Origin of the sequence: Bradyrhizobium sp. CB2312, from assembly GCF_029714425.1 — a bacterium.
In the GTDB taxonomy this organism is placed as follows: Bacteria; Pseudomonadota; Alphaproteobacteria; order Rhizobiales; family Xanthobacteraceae; genus Bradyrhizobium.
Window position 1 is genome coordinate 6,552,489 of the sequence record NZ_CP121668.1, and the last position, 17,519, is coordinate 6,570,007.

The following is a 17,519-nucleotide window of genomic DNA, read 5'->3' on the forward strand; positions in this document are numbered from 1 at the left end:
ATGGATCCGCAGATCATCATCGCCCGGCGCGTCGCCCAGGAGCTCCGCAACGGCAACCTCGTCAATCTCGGCATCGGCATCCCGACGCTGGTGGCCAATTACGTGCCGTCCGACCTCAAGGTCTTCTTCCAGTCGGAGAACGGCCTGATCGGCACCGGGCCGATCCCCGAGCAAGGCATGGCGCATCCCCTGCTGACGGATGCCGGCGGGCGCCCGATCAGCGCGCTGCCGGGCGCCTCTACCTTCGACAGCGCAATGTCGTTCGGATTGATCCGCGGCGGCCACGTCGATATCACCGTGCTCGGCGGCCTCCAGGTCGATGCGCACGGCCTTCTCGCCAACTGGATGATTCCCGGCAAGATGGTGCCGGGCATGGGCGGCGCGATGGACCTCGTGAGCGGCGCCAAGCGCGTCATCGTCGCCATGCAGCACGCCGCCAAGGGCAAGTCGAAGATCGTGACGAAATGCTCGCTGCCGCTGACCTCGGCGCGCCCTGTCAACCTGGTCGTGACCGACATGGCCGTGATCGGCTTCCCCGACGGCAAGGCAACGCTCCTGGAAACCGCGCCCGGCGTCAGCGTCGGCGAGGTCCTGGCGCTGACGGAAGCAGAATTGGCCATTCCCGATCACGTTCCGGAAATGAAGCTCTGAGCAGGGTGACCATGCGGATCTTCAGCGACTTCCACGAGATCAAATCCGCGGTCGGCACCGAGATCGGTGCCAGCGACTGGATCGAGATCACCCAGGAGCGCATCAACCTGTTCGCCGAGGCGACCTGCGACGAGCAATGGATCCATGTCGACCAGAAGCGCGCGAGCAAGGAGATGCCCGGCGGCAAGACTATCGCCCACGGTCTGCTCTCGCTCGCCCTGGCGCCGCTGTTCATCCGCTCGGTGATCGGCCTGAAGGGCCTGCGCAACACGCTGAACTACGGCGCCGACCGGATCAGATATCTCGCGCCGGTGCCGGCAGGCTCGAAACTGCGCGGCCGCGTCACGGTCGCCGAAGCCGAGGACGTGCCGCCCGACGGATTGCGCGTCAACTATCACCTCGTGATCGAGATCGAGGGCGGCAAGAAGCCCGCCTGCGTCGCCGAGCTGATCGCCCTGCACTACCGCTGAAACAGAAAAATTCGAAAACAACCCCATGCACAGTAGCCACGGGGTTGATCGCACAGCATTTTTCTGATTTAGCGAAATCATCATTGACCCGTCGGGCAAAACAGTGGCAATATGCCATGATCAGCCCGAGCGTCCAGACGGCCCAGCCCCGCGTGACGACGCGCGGATGCGCGATCAATCGATGATGTGATAGCCACCATCGATGTAGAGCACACCGCCAGTGATCAGCTTGGCGCCGTCAAGCGCGAGGAAGGCGGTGGCGTTGCCGACATCGTCGATGCTGACGAGGCTGCGCGAGGGCGCCTTGGATTGCGCCTTGTCCATCAGCTCGTCGAACTCCGGAATGCCCGAGGCCGCGCGGGTCGCAAGCGGTCCCGGCGAGATCGCGTGGACGCGGATGCCCTTCGGACCCAGTTCGGCGGCAGCATAGCGAACCGAGGCTTCGAGCGCGGCCTTGGCGACACCCATGATGTTGTAGTTCTCCACCACCATCTGACTGCCGTAATAGGTCATCGTGAACAACGTGCCGCCGTTCTTCATCAGCGGCTCGGCGAGATGCGCCATGCGCAGGAACGACCAGCAGGAGACGTCCATGGTCTTGAGGAAGCCGTCGCGACCGACGTCGACAACGCGGCCATGCAGCGCTTCCTTCGGCGAGAAGGCGATCGAATGAAGCAGGAAATCGAGCTGGCCCCACTCCGACTGGATCCGCTCGAACACCGCTTCGGTCTGGCCTTCGACCATGACGTCGAGCGGCATGAAGATCGGCGCTTCCAGCGCCTGCGCCAGCGGCTCGACGTGCTTTTTCGCGCGGTCGTTCAGATAGGTGACGGCGAGATCGGCGCCGAGTGCCCGGAACGCCCTGGCGCAGCCCCAGGCGATCGACTGATCGTTGGCGATGCCGACGACGAGGCCCTTCTTCCCCTTCAGGGCGACCTTGCTGTCCGGAAACACTGGGATCATGACACCCTCTCATGTCTGGGGTTTGGCGAGTGGCCGTTCATCAAGAGCGCCAGCGTGTGCTGCGCGATCATCAGCTCCTCGTCGGTCGGCACGACATAGACGGGGATGCGACTTGTCGCCGTCGAGATCAGCCGCGCGTGGCGCGCGTTCTCAGCCGCATCGAGCGTCACGCCGAGCCAGCCGAGCTGCTCCGCCACGCGGGCGCGGATGCTGCTCGAGTTCTCGCCGATGCCGGCGGTGAAGACGAAGGCGTCGAGGCCCTGGAGCGCGGCGGCGAGCATGCCGGCGTTGAGGCCGATGCGATAGACGAAATAGTCGACCGCCAGCCTCGCCTGCGGATCGGGGCTTGCCTCCAGCTCGCGCATGTCATTGCTGACGCCGGAGAGACCTTTCAAGCCGCAATCGCGGTAGAGGAAATCCTGCACCTTCGATGCCGCCATCCCCTTCTCGGAGATCAGGTACAGCACCACGCCCGGATCGAGCTGGCCGGGGCGCGTGCCCATTGGCAGCCCGTCGAGCGCGGTAAATCCCATGGTGCTCTCGACGCTCTGTCCGCCCTTCATCGCGCACATCGATGCGCCGCTTCCGAGATGAGCGACGATCACCCGGCGCTTTGCGATATCGGGCGCGATCTGCGGCAGGGTCCGGGAGATGTACTCATAGGACAGCCCGTGGAAACCGTAGCGCCGCACGCCTTCAGCGTGAAGCTGATGCGGGATGGCGTAATGATCGGCCAGCGGCCCATGCGTGCGGTGAAACGCGGTGTCGAAGCAGGCGACCTGCGGCACCTCAGGGAAATTGGCCAGGATCGAGCGGATCGGCGCCAGATTGTGCGGCTGATGGAGCGGCGCCAGGGCGACGAAGCGCTCAAGGCGCGCCACCACGCCATGGTCGACCAGGACCGGCCGCTCATAATCCGGCCCGCCATGGACGACGCGATGCCCGACCGCCAGCGGATGGATGCGAACCTCGTTCCGCAGCCATTCGCCGGCGACGTTCATCGCCGCCGGAACATCCGCAATTGCCTCGATCGGATAGGCACGGTCGGCCATGGGATCGCCGCCTGCCCCACTCGCGCGCAGACGCGGGCGGCTGCCGATGCCATCCACCTGCCCTTTGATCAGCCGGCGCAGCGTGCCCTCACCCTCGGCCGCGAAGACCTGGAACTTGACGCTCGACGAGCCGGCGTTGACGACGAGAATGCTATCCATGGCGGTCACGCCGGTACTGTCGGCGCCTTCTGGCGCCTTGCGTGGGCATAGAGCGCAGCGACGGCGCAGGACGCCATCCGTGCCCGCGGAGTGTCGGCGCGCGAGGTCAGGACAATAGGCACGCGCGCGCCGAGCACGATGCCGGCGCCATCGGCCTTGGCGAAATAAGCAAGATTCTTGGCAAGCATGTTGCCGGCTTCGAGGTCGGGCACGACCAGGATCTGCGCGCGGCCGGCGACCTCGGATTTGATGCCCTTGATGCGTGCGGATTCGACGTCGATCGCGTTGTCGAAGGCCAGCGGCCCATCGAGCAGGCCGCCGGTGATCTGCCCGCGATCCGCCATCTTGCAGAGCGCGGCCGCCTCGATCGTGGAGGGGATTTTCGACGTGACCGTTTCCACCGCGGACAGGATGGCGACGCGCGGCGATTTGCCGAAGTTCGCCTGGGCGTACAGATCGATCGCGTTCTGGATGATGTCGCGCTTGGCGTCGAGATCGGGGAAGATGTTGATGGCGGCGTCGGTGACGAAGATGGTCTCGGCATAGGCCGGCACGTCCATGACGAAGACATGGCTGATGCGCCGATCGGTCCGCAGGCCCCCGACCTTCGCCGTCACGGCCCGCATCAGCTCGTCGGTGTGCAGGCTGCCCTTCATCAGCAGCTCGCCCCGCGCGGCGTGGATCAGTTCGACGCCCTTGGCTGCGGCATCGTCGCTGTGCGCGGCATCGACGACCTCATAGCCGGAAATGTCCAATCCGAATTTCGCGGCCGTATCCCTGATCTTCCGCTCCGGCCCGACCAGCAGGGGCCGGATGATGCCGGCCACAGCGCTGTCCACGGCGCCCCGCAACGACGTCTCGTCGCAGGGATGCACGACGACGGTCGGCGTCGGCGGGATCGCCTTGGCAGCGGCGATCAGACGATCGTACTTGCTGGGAGACTGCGTGGCCGTCGCATCTGGTGACATGATGTTGCTCCCGGTCCCTGCAATTCTGGCTACGACGCCTTCGCCCTTGGATCGAACGGGGCAACATTCGACGCCGTCTCGGAAGGCTCGCTGATGTCGAGGCCGAACAGGCCGGCGACCTGCCGCAGCCGTTTGGCCCGCTCGCCGGTGACGTCCTCGCTCGCGGACAGCACCTTCTCGATCGCCTCGAAAGCGCCGCGGCGAAGATTGACGTCGTCAGGCAGCATCCTCGGGATGGCGGCCAGCGCCGCGGCGCGATCGAGCAGCAGCATGAAGAACTGCTCCCGCACCAGCATCTTGAACTCTGGCAGGGTCATGCGCGCGCCGGCATGGTCGCGGCGGACCTGGCGCAACGCCTCGATGCTGCGTTCATCGACCATCCCGCGCGCCGAGCCGACATAGAGCAAAGCGCGCAGCGCAGCTTCCCGCAGACCGCCCTCGCCGATCCGCGATTTCAGTTCAGCGATGCGCCTCTCGAGCATGACGCGGTGCTCGGCGGTCATCTCACGCCGCTGGGATGGCGCAGAGGCGGGATCGATCCCGACCGCCGCTTGCAGCGCCGGCGAACCATAGACGCTGAGGAAGATCGCTTCGCTCAGCGCCTCCTGCGAGTCGCGCCAGCTGTCCAGGGCGTGAACGATCTGCTTCGAGATCTGCTCCTGGAACGCCAGGAACGGATTGTCCGCCGCGACCGGCTTGCGCTCCTCCTCGGCCTTCTCGGCCAACGATTTCACCGTCGCCATATAGGGATTCCGGCTGCTGAACAGCTCGTATTGCAGCCGCAGCGGATGCATGTTGTGGGCCCACTCGGCCATCTTGGGCGTCACCATGCCCTTGATCCAGGGCTGGAGGAATTTCTGATAGGCCTTGAGATTGATCTCAGACACGCGCTTGGCGGTGGCAAAGCGCCGCTCGTCCTCGGGGGAATTGCCGCCCATGGCGCGGATGTCGTCGAGCGTCCGCGCCTCGCAGCGCATCACCCATTGCCCGACCACCAGATCCGAACTCGCGGTCTCCTTGCCCTTTGCCTCGAAGGTGGCCTCATAGAGCCCGGGCGGCAAAACGTCGATCAAATCGATATTGCCGGAGAACTCCGCATGCTCCTTCTTGGCGATGCCGCCGGAGACGAAGATGCCGAGATGACCGATGCTCTCGTGCACGGTGTAGACGATGGTCTGGCCATAGGCCCTGATCTCGTCGACATCGGCGTAGCAGTCCAGGATCCAGTCCAGCGCCTGCTGCGGAGGCGTGATGTTGTCGCCCTTGGAGCAGAACACCACGATCGGCGACCTGATGCTGCGCAGGTCGACCCTTTGGCCGTCCGACATCTCGATCTTGCCGGCCGCGAGATTGTTGCCGACGAACAGCTCGTCGACGATGAACTGGATCTCCTCGGCGTTGAGGTTGACGTGGCCCCCCCACCAGCGCTCGAATTCGAGATAGCGGTCCGCCTCGGTGTCGACCTTGGAATAGACGTTGTATTGCTTGGTCCACAGCGTGTTCGACGGGTTCTGGTTTTCGAAGTTCTGCACCAGCCAGGCGCCATCGAACTTGCCGGCGCCGAGATCGCTGGTGAGCGCGGTGAGCCAGCTCCCGCCGAGCAGGCCGCCGGAATAGCGCATCGGATATTTTCCGTGCACGCCGGCCCAATAGGCAAGCGGTGCGCCGGCGATGATCAGCGGACCGAACAGCTCGGGACGCAGCGAGGCCAGGATCATGAGGGCCCATCCGGCCTGGCAATTGCCGATCACGCAGGGCTTGCCGTCGGCGTCGGGATGGCGCTCGATGACCTCTTCGATGAAGATGGCTTCGGCACGCGCGATGCGCTCGATGGTCTGCCCGGGCATCGGATCCGGCAGGAACCCGATGAAATAGCAGGGATGGCCTGCCTTCATGGCGACGCCGATTTCGCTGTCGGCCTTGAAGCCGCCGATGCCGGGGCCGTGGCCCGCACGCGGATCGATCACGACGAACGGCCGCCGGTTCATGTCGATCTCGACATTGGCGGGCGGAATGATGCGCACCAGCGCGTAGTTGACGGGATCGTCGAGCTTGCGCCCGTCCATGATCAATTCGGCGGAATATTGCAGGACATGCGGCGCGGTCTGCGCGACGTGTTCCCGGTACTGATCACCGCGGCGGCGCATGATGTCCAGGAACAGGACGCTGCGCTGTCCCGCATCGATCATGTATTCGACCGCCGAGGCGACGAGGCCCGACATCGGACCGCCCGGAATTTGCGCTTTTTCGATAGACATGTTTCGACCTCTCCGTCGCGTTCGCCAATTGACGGCGGTAGGCCAGGAGGAACGTTGATCTAGGTCAAGATGACCTGCACGCTTGAAAGGCTCTTGTCCTGTAACAGGCTTACGAGGCGCGGTTTGCTTGACGCGCCAATAGCTGCCGGGCGACATGGGCATGTCACAAATTGCTGATTACAGCGCGCAAGCCGCGCTGAAGGACGGCATTCCAGTCGAGATTCGTGCGCTTCGGCCGAGCGACGAGGCGGACATGCTCGCCGCGATCGAGCGCACCGGCCCGAGCTCGCTGCAGAGCCGGTTCTTCGTCATGAAGCGGCACTTCTCGGAGAAGGAGCGCGCCTATTTCATGGACGTCGATTTCAGCAATCACGTCGCACTGGCCGCTTGGGTCGAGGAACACGGTCGTCGGATCATCGTCGGCGGCGGCCGATATGTGGTCACACATCCCGGCGAGGCTGAGATGGCCTTCGTCGTGGTGGATGCCTGGCAAGGCCGCGGGATCGGTTCCCTGCTGCTGAAGCATCTCATCGACATCGCGCGGGAACAGGGGATGCGCGAGCTCACGGCCGAGGTTCTGGCCGACAACGCGTCGATGCGGCGGGTGTTCGCGAAGTCAGACTTCAGGCCTGGGCGAAGCGATGATCCGAGGACAGTGCGTCTGACCCTCGCCCTAGGGCCCGCTTGAGCCTCATTTCAAGGCGATCGTGATCTGACTGATATTGGCGGCGAGCTCGAGTCCCGCCTTCGGGCCTTGCAGCACGATGGTCACGCCCTTCTCGTTGCGGAGGTGAACGCCGTTGACGCCGCCGACCAGCGCGAAGCCCCCGCCGACGGAGCTGTAAGTGCCGGCGAAGTCACCGACATCGCGGATGCCCGAGGCCCAGCCGTCAAAACGGCCGATCGTCGCGCCGGCCGTGATGCCGAAGCTGAGACCGCTGATCCTGAACGGATAGGTCTTGCCGCGATAGGTCAGCACGCCGCTGCCGGCGCCGCCGCCGACCAGGAGGCCGGCCTTGACGATCTTGGCGCGGACGTGCCCGGCCGCCTGCGCAAAGGACGGCGTCGGCGCGGCGAGCCCGAGCGCCAGCAGCAGGACCGCGATCAGGCGGGAACGATGCGTCCGCCGTTCAGGGTTTTGCTGCATCGACCTTCTTCCAGGTTTGGTCGGGATCGAACAGCGTGGTGCGCTCGGCAAGGAACTCGGTGCGCGGGCCGAGATCCTTCTGGTAGACGACACCGTCGTGATTGACGAGGAAGGTCATGACGCCGGAATTGCCGTATTCCGCCGGCCAGGCGATCAGACCGAAGCCGCCGATCATCTTGCCCTTGACGACATAATTGAGCGCGCCGCCGCGCGCATTCGGGCCCTGCCCCTTGAGGATGTGGAAGTAGTAGCCGTGATAGGGCGCGGGGCCGACATCGCCGGCGCGATAGCCTTCCTTCGACGCCTCCGCCGCCAGCGCGCCGAGTGGGCTCGGATCGCTGTCGTCGCGCCAGAACAGGCCGTCCTTCTTGCCGGGCGAGGAGACGATACGCTGCGCATAGACGCCGGCGCCCTCACCGCGATCCTTGTCGGCATATTCGTTCTGCGCATCGACATAGGCGAGCATGGTCTGAATCGCGTCGAGCTCGTTGCGGCCGATGCGGCGGCGGAGCACCTCGATCCGGCCCTCGTTGGTGTCGAACGCCCAACCGGTCTTGGTGTTGACCAGCGGAATCGGGAACGGGAAGTCGTCCGGCCCGAGCATCAGCGTCGCGGTCTTGTTGCCCTCCGCCTTGATGCCGTGCTTGGCGTCATACATCGAGGTGAAGCGCGCCCGGATGTCGTTGTCCGCGACCTCGTCACCGGAGGAGACGATGTCCTCGGCGTCCCTGCCGAGCACTTTCAAAATGTCTTTCGGGCCGCTCTTGACCGCGGCGGCAAGCGCGGCCGCGGCATCTTCCGGTGTCTTGTAGGATTCCTGCGCGAGTGATGCCGATCCGAACAGCGCGAGCGCGACGATGCCCGGCAGCACCGCACGATGGAACGATTTCAGACCGGTCATTGCGCCACCTCCGCAGGAATCTTCGCGCCGCCGGCGAGCCAGTCGCGGTAGGTGCGGAATGTCAGTCCGAGTTTCTCGTAATAGACGCGCAGATAGCCGTCGCTGCCGCGGGTGACGGCATCAGGCATCACCTGCGCGACCTCCTGCGCCATCACCCCGACATAGGCCTTGTCGCTGCCGACATAGCTGAAGCGATAATAGCCGAGGCCGTTCGAGAGATGGCCGAGCAGAACGATGTCGTGCTTGAGCGCGATGTCGGAGCGCCGGCCTCCGCCGCCACCGCCGCGGCCGCCTCCTCCAAAGCCGCCTCCGCCGCCGCCACGCATCGCCATGCCGCCACCGCCGCCGCCACGACCGGCGAAGCTCGCTCCGCCGCCGCCACCGCGCGGCATGCTCGCCATGCTGGCGCGTCCGCGCGCGGATGCAGCGGCGGCCGAGCGGCCGGAGGAAACATTCATCGCGCCGCCGCGATTGCCGCCACCACGATTGGCCGCCGCACCGCCGCCGGCGCGGTTCGCGGCCTTGGCGCGATCGCCGCCGCCCTTGCCGGCGTTCTTGGCACGGTCACCGGCGCCGGCCCGATCGCCGCCGCCGGGCCGATCGCGCGTGCCTGCACTCGGGCGATCTCCGCCCGGACGATCGCCGCGATTGCCGGCGCGATCACCGGCTCCGCCACGATCACCAACGCGGTCTCCTGCGCGGTCTCCTGCGCGATCGCCGGCGCGGTCACCCGCACGGTCTCCTGCACGATCGCCTGCACCTTGGTTCGGACGCAGCACCTGGTTGCCGTCACGGCCGCGGAAATCCATCCGGTCCGAGGCGCCGGCCTTGATGTTGGTGTTGCCGAAGCGCTGCTGCACGTTGACGTTGTTGTAGCGCACGCCGCCGCGATGCGCCGGATTGTGCTGCCAGCCGTTGGCGATGTTGGTGGTGCGATGATTGACGTAGACGTTGCGGTTGCCCCAGTTGCAGCCGCCGCCCCAGTAATTGCCCCAGCGTCCGATCGCCCAGGCGGTGCCGAAGGCAAGGCCAGCCGCGACCACGCCCGCGCCGATATAGGACGGATAGCCCCAATAATACGGCGGATATTCCGCATAAGGCCAGGTGCCGTAGACCGTCGCCGGATCGTAATACGGCACGTACATCTCCGCGGGATTGGCCTGCTGGATCACGACGACCTGCTTGCCTTCCTGCGACTGGACGCTGACCTTCTGCTGCTTGGTGGTGGTGAGCTTCTTGTTGTCATAGGCCTTGTTGCGCAGGCGCTGGATCGCATCCATCACATCGGGCTGCTGCGCGAGGAAGGCATCGCCGAGCTTCTTGGTCCAGTCGAGCTGGTCGCTCATCATGGCCAGGACGTCGGGTGTGCTGGCGAGCGCCTTGACGCTGTCGTCCCAGCCCTGCTTCTCCACCTCGGTCCTCAGCGCATCGCCCTTCAGGCTCTTGCGCTCCTTCAACCAGCGATCGGCCTGCACCACTTCGAGCGGATAGGTCGAGGCGGCCAGCACGTTGGCGAGCAGCTCGTCGGGATAGAGCGCGATCGGTGCGACCAGAGCCTCTAACTGCTCGGGCTTCAGCAGCTCGGCCGACGGCGCCGGCGGCGTTGCAGGCTGTGCCTGCGTGCTGGGTGCTGCCGGCGCGTTCGGCGCCGCCGGTGTGGTGGCCTGCGCCATCGCAGCGGCGGGCATCGCCACCACCAGCGCAAGGACCATCAGGATCTTGCCGCAACGAACCATTGCAATCCTCCCAAGACTTCCGACCGCGACCATCGGGCCGAGCGATGGACATTTATTGATCGAGATCAACGAAACGGCGCCCTACGCCGTTGCGGCGCCGCGTCATTCGATCAGCTCGGCATCCAGCAGCAGCCGGTTCGGAACGGTCAGCGCGAGGGCATGGGCCGTCTTCATGTTGATGACGAGCTCGAACCTGGTGGCGAATTGCACCGGCAAGGTCCGTATCTCCGCGCCACGCAGGACGCGGTCGACATAGCCTGCGCCGTCGCGAAACTGCTGAGTGAGATCGGCGCCGTAGGACATCAGCCCGCCGTTCACTGCGTAGAAGCGAACGGCGAAGATCGCGGGCACGCGGCGCTGCGCCAGCAGCGCAATCGCCATCTGGCTCTGGGTGCCGAAGAAGCCGCCATCGGGCAGCACGACGAGGCCACCACCGCCGCGCGCCGCGGCCTCGATCACCGCTGCGATCTCAGGTCCGCTGCGAACGCTGGCGCCGGTGACCTGAAGGCCGAGACGGCCTTCCATCTGATGCGCGGCCTGAAGATAGAACGGCGCATAAGGAGAGGAGTCCGGATTGAACAGGAGCGCGGCGCTGGTCATGCTTGGCGCCATGTCTTTCAGCAGGCTCAGCCACTTCCCGCTCATCGAATGCTCATAGAGCGAGAAGCCGGTGAGGTTGCCCGTCGGCCGCGCCAGATTGACGACGAGGCCTGTTCCGACGGGGTCGGAGAGCCCCACGAAGATGATGGGAATGTTCTGCGTGGCATCGCGCAGCGCGCGCGTCGTGCCGGTGCTGGTCGAGAGCAGCACGTCCGGCGCGCTGGCGATCAGTTCGCGCGCCTCTACCTGCTGCCGTGCCGGGCTCGGGCCCGGCCAGCGCACCTCGAGCCGGTAGTTCTGGTTGGCGATCCAGCCGCGATCGGCGAGCCCTTGCTGAAAGGCATCGACACGCATCTGCGCGCCCGGATCGCCCGGGACATTGCCGGTCAGGACACCGACGGACGGCATCCTGCCTTGCGCCCTCGCGAGCACCGGAAACGCGGCCGCTGCGCCGATCAGCGACATGAACTCACGGCGTCTCATGGCCACCCACCACCCCGATCCCTGCCCGCCCCCGCCCGGTCATGACGCAGCGGCGAAAGGAAACGGCCTCGCCGGCCCCCAAGGCTTGATCGAGATCAAGGTAGCGGCTGTCAGTCGAGGAGCGGCAGGCGGATCGTGAACAGCGCGCCGCCCCATGGCTGGTTCTCGACGCTGATCGTGCCGTAATGGGCCTCGACGATGGTCTTGACGATCGCAAGCCCCATCCCCATGCCTTCCGGCTTGGTCGTGAAGAACGGGTTGAACACGCTGCCGAGATCGGCGGACGCGATCCCCGGACCGGTATCGGCAACCCTGATCTCGGCGTAGCTGCCGGCGCGCACCGTCCCCACGCTGACCTCGCGCTTCTTCATGCCGGCATCGGACACCGCATCCATCGCATTGATGATCAGGTTGAGGACGATCTGCTGGAGCTGCACAGCGTCGCCCCTGACGTGCAGATGGACCAGAGCAGGCGTATAGGTCAGCACGATCCGGCGTCCATCGGCGACGGCCGCGACCAGGCCGATCGCCTCGCGCACCGTGTCATTGAGCTCGATGTCGCCGACCTCGAACGGCGTCTTCCTCAGAACCCTGCGCAGCCTGCGGATCACCTCGCTCGCCCGCTGATCGTCGCGCCTGATGTCGGCGAGGATCTGCCGGATCTCGTCCATGTCGGGCGACGGGTTCTTGAGCATGAGCTCCGCCGTCTCGGCATTGGTCAGGATCGAGCCGAGCGGCTGGTTCAATTCGTGGGCGATCGACGTCGTCAGCTCTCCGACAGCCGAATAGCGATTGGCGTGCGCGAGCTCGGCAAGGCGCTGGCGCGATTCCACTTCGGCGAGCCGGCGGCGGCGGCGCTCGTGCAGAAGGCCGCTGATGAGACCCGCCTGGACCAGGAAGACGGACGTGATCAACAACATCTGCCAGCGATAGCGCTCCCAGATGTTGGGCTCGCGAAACAGGATCTCGCTGCCGGCAGGCAAGCGGCTCTCGCTGATGCCCCAGCGCCGCAATTCCCGCCAATCATATCGCGGCGGCGCAAAGCCGATCGGCTCGTATTGGACGTTCTTGGGTTTCTCGCCGCCGAGAACCCGGATCGCCGCGTTCACAGTCCGGGAGCTGGTTTCCGCGACCAGATGCATCGGGCCCCCGACGGTGCTGCCGCCGAAGAACGGCTCCTGGTAGGAGAAGATCGGCGCATTCGCGACCGCATGCAGGCTGCGCAGGGCGATGTCACTCTCGTGGACGATCCCGGCCGCGTCGACCGACATCAGGCCCCAGAACAGCGCGGTGTGCGGCGGCAAGTTCGATGCGCGCTTCAGGATCTCCTCGAACGGCAAGTCCGAATACCAGACGAGGTCGACCCGCTCGCCCAGAGGTTTCAGCTCCTGCTTGACCTCCTGGACCCAGAACTGCTCGAGCGGCGAGGCGCCGATCACGATCGCGACCGTCCTGGTGTCCGGCAGGAGCTGCAGGATGTTCTCGAACGCGGCCATGAAATCGTTGCGGATCGCGATGACGATGTCGTTGTCGGTGAGATCGGCGCGATTGATCAGCCGGTACTCGACCGCGGAGAGAATCAACGGCGCGTCGGGGAACAGCCGCGCACGATATCGCTGCGCGAAGCGGGCGGCCGGCGCGCCGATGCTAAGTACGATGTCGGGCATGGCACCCTGGTAGAGCGAGTGCAGATACTCGACGAAGGGCGCCTCGGGACCGGGATTGTTGAAGCGCGCCGTGAGCAGCGCGTGCTCCTGGATGTCGAGTGGCCAGGGCGATTTCTGCTCGAGCTCCGCCTTGATGCTGCGTGCGAACTCGCTCCACGGCCGGAACTCGCGGCCGAAGGAATGCAGCACCAGCACGCGCTTGAGTTCGCCGCGCAGGCTCCGCTCGGCCGCACCGGCTGGCCCGGACGACATGCACGCGGCGACAAGCAGGACGAGACAGAGCAGCGAAGCCGCTGCGTGCCGCGGCCTGACCTCGTCAGTGCACATGCGCCAGCTCATGCTCCAATCCCCGCAGCGTCCGAACGGCTGCTTGCCGGGGAATTCTAGCGGGAATTGCGGGACACGGACAGGGTCGCACGCACCTTGTCTCTATTTCGCCGTGCAGCGGTGATAGCGGATTTCGATGTCATCCATGCCCGGGAACAGCCGAATGAGGCTGTTGGCATCCAACTCCTTGAGACTGAACTGGACGTTCGACAGCATGATATCCGTCGCGCACGTCGCGACCATGTTGACGTATGGCCCGTTGTCCTTCCTGGCCTTGATCCGGCAGCGCGCAAATTTGCCGACGATCTGGTCGCCGTTGATGATAAATCCGCCGCCATAGACATCCGACTTGTCGGTGAATCCGACCTGGGCGCCGTTGAGTGCGAACACTTTTGTGCAATTGTCGGGATCGCTGACCCATGCGCCGTTCAGGTCGAGTGCATTGGCGCTGCCTAATGTCTCAAGCAGCGAAGCGAGCAGGATTGCGCCAAACGCAATCATTTTGTGCAAGTTCATTTCGAGATCCCCTTCCGCGAGCTCAATGCCCGCTCAGCACCAGCGTCTGGATCGGCAGCAGCAAGGCCTGGATGCGCAGCAGCAGCGCGTGAACGAGGCCGGTGGCGTCGACGACGTGGAGCGCGAACTTCCGGCCGCTCGGGGTGTCCTTGGCGGAGATTTCTTCGTGATTGCTGGTATAGGCATTGACGACGCAGCTCGAGCCCGGCGTGACGCCGTCGAGCCCGCCCTTGTAGAGCGGCTCCAGGAACACGAGGATCGTGCCGGGCTTCACCGCGTTCTGGGCCTCGAGCAGTTGCTGTCCGCCTTGGAACTGACCGGCGGCGATATAATCCTGCACCGTTGTGATCACCATCGGGATGATAACCCACGGCTTGGAGATGCAGGTCGCCTCCGCGACCATACCCGGCTTCATCACCTGGGCCTCAATCTGACCGAAGCCGGCCTGCAGGACGTTTCTACCGGCACCATCCGGAATGAGCACCCCTGCCGGCCGCAACAATTGATTGACGACATCACCGGTGCGTAGCAGGAATTGCTCGACCCGCCCGTCAACGCCGGCGCGGACAATCGTCTGATCCAGATTCACCTGCGCCTCAGCCAGCGCTGCCTCGGCACTCGCCCTCTCGGCGGGCAAGAGCGTCGAGACGCGCAAGACCGCCGATTCCTTAACTGCATTTGCGGCGTCCACGCCAGATTGGCGCTGGTCTACGAGCACCTGCAGCTTTTCGATGTCCCGCTGCGGCACGATGCCGGGATTGCGACGCTGCAACTCGCTCTTGACGTCCAGCTCGTCCTTGGCCTGCTGAAGGTTGGCTTTGGCTTCGCCGATCTGCGCGTCGGCCTTCACGACGTCGGCTTTCGCTGACATCATCGAGGCGTCGACCTCGGCTATCTTTCGCTTGGCAGTCTCAACAGCCGCCTCCTGCTTGGCACCGTCCAGCCTGAACAGCACGTCCCCCTTCTTCACCGCTGCGCTGACGCCGACATTCACCTCGGCCACGCGGCCGGCGACGCCGACCGGCATGACCGGCACGGTGCGGAAATAAAGCGTCGCGCTCGATGTCGACGGATGGAAATAGAAGATCATGGTGATCAGCGACACCGTCAGCATCAGGCATCCCGTGATGCCCCAGCGCAGCTCGTACCAGACCGAGAAGAAGGTGATCTCCTTGCCGAAACGCTTGCCCTGGACGTAGCGGCGATAGAGGTAATCGGGCAGGATCGTCACCAGGGAGCAAATCATGAGCTCAAGCATGGCTGTGCTCCTTCCTGGCGACGTCCGGCTTGTCCGCCGGAGCAGGCGCGGCACCGGCCTCCATCGGCGCTTCGTCCTGGCCCGGCGCCGCGTCGGCAATCTTCTCGACGGAATCGGCGATGCTGCGCAGCGGCGTTCCGAAATCGGGGAGATCGATCAGCGCGAGCAACAAACCTGCAACCCAGAAGATGTGCATATGCGTGAACAGCGAGATCAGGCCGAGCACCGCCACGAATTCGAACTGCAGTTTCTGCGATTTGTGCGCCATTCGTTCGGGGAGGCTGTGCAGCTTCCAATAGAGCGTGCCGACCCAGAAGATGACGCCGATCAGGAAAATCCCCATCACCACCGTCAGGGTGTCGGTCCCGCTCCCCGGCGCGAGATAGAACGGCAGATGGTGCGGGGCCATCGGATGAAGCTGGTCGCTCAAACGTCTCTCCCGGTCAGCGGACGTGCACTTGCGGTACTGTGTTCAGGCGCCGTCGCAATTTGCTTGATTTGAATCAAGGGAATGCCGGCCGCCGGACCTAGCGTCCGCGAAACGCCGATTGCACACTGAAAGGGAGCCGCAGCCATGCCCGGCCTCGACGATCTCATTCCAAGCGCCACGCAAATCCGAAAAGAGACCGCTCTCAAGGAAGCCCAGAAGGCGGAGGAATATGTCCGCCTTGCCGCCGCGGCGGAGGCCGAGAAGCTTGCCCTGATCGAGCGCCTGAGCAAGCCGTCCGGCAAGACCGAGGAGGAGAAGATCAAGCTCGCCTCGACCATCATCCAGCGTGCGGTGCGAAGCGGTCTCACCGAAGTCATGGTGTACCGCTTCCCCAATACGCTCTGCACCGACAAAGGGCGCGCCATCAACCAGATGGAAAAGGGCTGGGAGAATACGCTGACCGGCATCCCCAAGGAGATCTTCCAGCTCTGGACCGACTATCTGAAGCCGCGCGGCTATCGCATCGCCTACCAGATCATCGATTTTCCGGGCGGAATGCCCGGTGACATCGGCGTGACCATTTCATGGGGCGAGGAGTAGCGCCCGCAAACAGCGAAAGGACGGGCATGGCCAAGGATGAAACTGCGGAGAAGATGAAGCGGAAGGACTACGAGAAGGAGCTCGAAAAGCTCCAGGTCGAGCTGTGCCACCTCCAGGAATGGGTCAGGGCCGAGAAACTGAAGGTGATCATCATCTTCGAGGGGCGCGATGCCGCCGGCAAGGGCGGAACCATCAAAGCCTTGACCGAAAAGGTCAGCCCGCGCGTGTTCCGTGTGTGCGCCCTGCCCGCGCCCTCCGACCGGCAGAAATCCCAGCTGTTCCTGCAACGCTACATCGAGCAATTCCCGGCCGGCGGCGAGATCGTGATCTTCGACCGCAGCTGGTACAACCGCGCCGGCGTCGAATATGTCATGGGCTTTTGTTCGTCGGCCGAGCACAAGCGCTTCCTCGAATTGTGTCCGCTGGTCGAGAAATTCGCCGTGGACGCCGGCATCATCCTGATCAAGCTCTGGCTCGAGGTCGGGATGGAGGAGCAAGAACGCCGCTTCATGGCGCGCATCGAGGATCCGCTGCGGCAGTGGAAGCTGAGCCCGATGGACACCGAGTCGTTCGGACGCTGGTACGATTATTCGCGTGCACGCGACATGATGTTCGAGGCGACCGATACCAAGCATGCGCCGTGGCGACTGATCCGCTCCGACGACAAGCGGCGCGCACGGCTCAACGTCATCTCGCACATCCTGAGTACGATCCCCTACAAGAAGGTCAAGCGCGAGAAGGTCAAACTGCCGCCGCGGTCGGACAAGGGACGCTACAACGACCAGGCGAGCCTGCGCGGACTGAAGTTCGTCGAGGAACGATACTGAAACATGCAGATTGAAATGCGAAACGGGCTGCGGTGACGCAGCCCGTCTGCTTGAGGATCCGCTCCGGACCTATTTCAGCTGGATCGTGACGCCGCCGACCGCGGCCGACACCTCCGCGCCGACCCGGGGACCGCTGAGCTGCAGGATCACGCCATTGGCGTTCTGCAACTGTACGGCACCGGCGCCCGCTGCGACGGCACCGCCGGCGCCGCCCACCGCATAAGAGCCTTGGATCGACGCCGGCCCGTTCAGGTTGAGCGCACGGCCGACGAACTTCGTGGTCGACGCCCCGACCGTGAAGCCGACGCTCATGCCGGAGACGGTGAAGGGATATTTCTTGCCTCTCAGGAGCAGAACGCCCTCGCCGCCGCCGACGCCGACGATGAATCCACCCTTGGTGAAGACGACGGCGACCTGGCCGGTCTCCGCACGCGCAGTGGAACTGAAACCGGCAACACTCGCCAGCGCGGCAACCAGGACGGCACCGAAGGTCAATTTTCTCATGA

Annotated in this window: 18 protein-coding genes; 5 read left to right on the plus strand and 13 right to left on the minus strand. The window is 64.8% G+C overall.

The window, feature by feature from the left end:
• Entirely contained in the window at positions 1-651 is a 651-nt protein-coding gene (locus QA642_RS32070; protein ID WP_283080445.1) for a 3-oxoacid CoA-transferase subunit B, read from the plus strand.
• Between the two features lie 11 nt (positions 652-662).
• Positions 663-1,121 carry a MaoC family dehydratase gene (locus QA642_RS32075; protein WP_283080446.1) on the plus strand — a complete coding sequence of 153 codons (459 nt, stop codon included), beginning with the start codon at positions 663-665 and terminating at the stop codon, positions 1,119-1,121.
• A 174-nt stretch (positions 1,122-1,295) separates the two neighbouring features.
• Here the strand turns inward: QA642_RS32075 and fabI are convergent, their stop codons facing one another.
• The 4 genes from fabI to QA642_RS32095 are packed head-to-tail and all read right to left on the minus strand — an operon-like array spanning position 1,296 to position 6,521.
• Complete coding sequence (fabI, locus tag QA642_RS32080) at positions 1,296-2,084, minus strand: enoyl-ACP reductase FabI (RefSeq protein ID WP_283080447.1); 789 nt, start codon at positions 2,082-2,084, stop codon at positions 1,296-1,298.
• The gene (locus tag QA642_RS32085; RefSeq protein WP_283080448.1) at positions 2,081-3,295 is read right to left on the minus strand and encodes an acetate kinase; all 1,215 of its coding nucleotides are present in this window, start codon (positions 3,293-3,295) and stop codon (positions 2,081-2,083) included. The genes fabI and QA642_RS32085 overlap by 4 nt, the downstream gene beginning before the upstream one ends.
• 5 nt (positions 3,296-3,300) lie before the next feature.
• Positions 3,301-4,263: a phosphate acetyltransferase gene (locus QA642_RS32090; protein WP_283080449.1), complete on the minus strand. Its 963-nt coding sequence runs from the start codon at positions 4,261-4,263 to the stop codon at positions 3,301-3,303.
• A 29-nt stretch (positions 4,264-4,292) separates the two neighbouring features.
• Positions 4,293-6,521 carry a DUF3141 domain-containing protein gene (locus QA642_RS32095; RefSeq protein WP_283080450.1) on the minus strand — a complete coding sequence of 743 codons (2,229 nt, stop codon included), beginning with the start codon at positions 6,519-6,521 and terminating at the stop codon, positions 4,293-4,295.
• 253 nt (positions 6,522-6,774) lie between these two features.
• On the opposite strand from QA642_RS32095, the gene QA642_RS32100 reads away from it, so the two are divergent.
• On the plus strand, positions 6,775-7,209 hold the full coding sequence (locus QA642_RS32100; RefSeq protein ID WP_342731687.1) for a GNAT family N-acetyltransferase: 435 nt from the start codon (positions 6,775-6,777) through the stop codon (positions 7,207-7,209).
• A 3-nt stretch (positions 7,210-7,212) separates the two neighbouring features.
• On the opposite strand, the gene QA642_RS32105 is transcribed toward QA642_RS32100, so the two are convergent.
• From QA642_RS32105 to QA642_RS32140, 8 genes are all read right to left on the minus strand, one after another.
• Positions 7,213-7,668 carry a hypothetical protein gene (locus QA642_RS32105; protein ID WP_283080452.1) on the minus strand — a complete coding sequence of 152 codons (456 nt, stop codon included), beginning with the start codon at positions 7,666-7,668 and terminating at the stop codon, positions 7,213-7,215.
• The gene (locus tag QA642_RS32110) at positions 7,652-8,569 is read right to left on the minus strand and encodes a DUF2950 domain-containing protein (RefSeq protein WP_283080453.1); all 918 of its coding nucleotides are present in this window, start codon (positions 8,567-8,569) and stop codon (positions 7,652-7,654) included. The genes QA642_RS32105 and QA642_RS32110 overlap by 17 nt, the downstream gene beginning before the upstream one ends.
• Positions 8,566-10,305, minus strand: coding sequence for a DUF3300 domain-containing protein (locus QA642_RS32115; protein WP_283080454.1), 1,740 nt, complete (start codon positions 10,303-10,305; stop codon positions 8,566-8,568). The genes QA642_RS32110 and QA642_RS32115 overlap by 4 nt, the downstream gene beginning before the upstream one ends.
• 102 nt (positions 10,306-10,407) lie before the next feature.
• Positions 10,408-11,388 (minus strand): ABC transporter substrate-binding protein, encoded by a 981-nt coding sequence (locus QA642_RS32120; protein WP_283080455.1) that lies wholly within the window; start codon positions 11,386-11,388, stop codon positions 10,408-10,410.
• Positions 11,389-11,498: 110 nt separating this feature from the next.
• Positions 11,499-13,394: a HAMP domain-containing sensor histidine kinase gene (locus QA642_RS32125; RefSeq protein ID WP_283080456.1), complete on the minus strand. Its 1,896-nt coding sequence runs from the start codon at positions 13,392-13,394 to the stop codon at positions 11,499-11,501.
• Between the two features lie 90 nt (positions 13,395-13,484).
• On the minus strand, positions 13,485-13,898 hold the full coding sequence (locus QA642_RS32130; RefSeq protein ID WP_283080457.1) for a hypothetical protein: 414 nt from the start codon (positions 13,896-13,898) through the stop codon (positions 13,485-13,487).
• A 22-nt stretch (positions 13,899-13,920) separates the two neighbouring features.
• A complete protein-coding gene (locus QA642_RS32135) occupies positions 13,921-15,156 on the minus strand; it encodes a biotin/lipoyl-binding protein (RefSeq protein WP_283080458.1) in 1,236 nt (411 codons plus the stop codon).
• Positions 15,149-15,565, minus strand: a complete 417-nt coding sequence (locus QA642_RS32140) for a hypothetical protein (RefSeq protein ID WP_283087017.1) — start codon at positions 15,563-15,565, stop codon at positions 15,149-15,151. The genes QA642_RS32135 and QA642_RS32140 overlap by 8 nt, the downstream gene beginning before the upstream one ends.
• Before the next feature lie 165 nt (positions 15,566-15,730).
• Here QA642_RS32140 and QA642_RS32145 point away from each other — a divergent pair, with 165 nt between their 5' ends.
• A complete protein-coding gene (locus tag QA642_RS32145; RefSeq protein WP_283080459.1) occupies positions 15,731-16,186 on the plus strand; it encodes a hypothetical protein in 456 nt (151 codons plus the stop codon).
• Between the two features lie 26 nt (positions 16,187-16,212).
• On the plus strand, positions 16,213-17,013 hold the full coding sequence (gene ppk2 / locus QA642_RS32150; protein WP_283080460.1) for a polyphosphate kinase 2: 801 nt from the start codon (positions 16,213-16,215) through the stop codon (positions 17,011-17,013).
• A 69-nt stretch (positions 17,014-17,082) separates the two neighbouring features.
• On the opposite strand, the gene QA642_RS32155 is transcribed toward ppk2, so the two are convergent.
• Positions 17,083-17,517, minus strand: coding sequence for a hypothetical protein (locus tag QA642_RS32155; RefSeq protein WP_283080461.1), 435 nt, complete (start codon positions 17,515-17,517; stop codon positions 17,083-17,085).
• Between the last annotated feature and the right edge of the window lie 2 nt (positions 17,518-17,519).

Coding starts and splice junctions, on each gene's coding strand:
- QA642_RS32115 (WP_283080454.1), bottom strand. CDS start 10,305: ATGGTTCGTTGCGGCAAGATCCTGATGGTCCTTGCGCTGGTGGTGGCG.
- ppk2 (WP_283080460.1), top strand. CDS start 16,213: ATGGCCAAGGATGAAACTGCGGAGAAGATGAAGCGGAAGGACTACGAG.
- QA642_RS32120 (WP_283080455.1), bottom strand. CDS start 11,388: ATGAGACGCCGTGAGTTCATGTCGCTGATCGGCGCAGCGGCCGCGTTT.
- QA642_RS32085 (WP_283080448.1), bottom strand. CDS start 3,295: ATGGATAGCATTCTCGTCGTCAACGCCGGCTCGTCGAGCGTCAAGTTC.
- QA642_RS32130 (WP_283080457.1), bottom strand. CDS start 13,898: ATGAACTTGCACAAAATGATTGCGTTTGGCGCAATCCTGCTCGCTTCG.
- QA642_RS32140 (WP_283087017.1), bottom strand. CDS start 15,565: ATGGCCCCGCACCATCTGCCGTTCTATCTCGCGCCGGGGAGCGGGACC.
- QA642_RS32090 (WP_283080449.1), bottom strand. CDS start 4,263: ATGTCACCAGATGCGACGGCCACGCAGTCTCCCAGCAAGTACGATCGT.
- QA642_RS32145 (WP_283080459.1), top strand. CDS start 15,731: ATGCCCGGCCTCGACGATCTCATTCCAAGCGCCACGCAAATCCGAAAA.
- QA642_RS32110 (WP_283080453.1), bottom strand. CDS start 8,569: ATGACCGGTCTGAAATCGTTCCATCGTGCGGTGCTGCCGGGCATCGTC.
- QA642_RS32075 (WP_283080446.1), top strand. CDS start 663: ATGCGGATCTTCAGCGACTTCCACGAGATCAAATCCGCGGTCGGCACC.
- QA642_RS32105 (WP_283080452.1), bottom strand. CDS start 7,668: ATGCAGCAAAACCCTGAACGGCGGACGCATCGTTCCCGCCTGATCGCG.
- QA642_RS32100 (WP_342731687.1), top strand. CDS start 6,775: ATGCTCGCCGCGATCGAGCGCACCGGCCCGAGCTCGCTGCAGAGCCGG.
- QA642_RS32135 (WP_283080458.1), bottom strand. CDS start 15,156: ATGCTTGAGCTCATGATTTGCTCCCTGGTGACGATCCTGCCCGATTAC.
- fabI (WP_283080447.1), bottom strand. CDS start 2,084: ATGATCCCAGTGTTTCCGGACAGCAAGGTCGCCCTGAAGGGGAAGAAG.
- QA642_RS32095 (WP_283080450.1), bottom strand. CDS start 6,521: ATGTCTATCGAAAAAGCGCAAATTCCGGGCGGTCCGATGTCGGGCCTC.
- QA642_RS32155 (WP_283080461.1), bottom strand. CDS start 17,517: ATGAGAAAATTGACCTTCGGTGCCGTCCTGGTTGCCGCGCTGGCGAGT.
- QA642_RS32070 (WP_283080445.1), top strand. CDS start 1: ATGGATCCGCAGATCATCATCGCCCGGCGCGTCGCCCAGGAGCTCCGC.
- QA642_RS32125 (WP_283080456.1), bottom strand. CDS start 13,394: ATGAGCTGGCGCATGTGCACTGACGAGGTCAGGCCGCGGCACGCAGCG.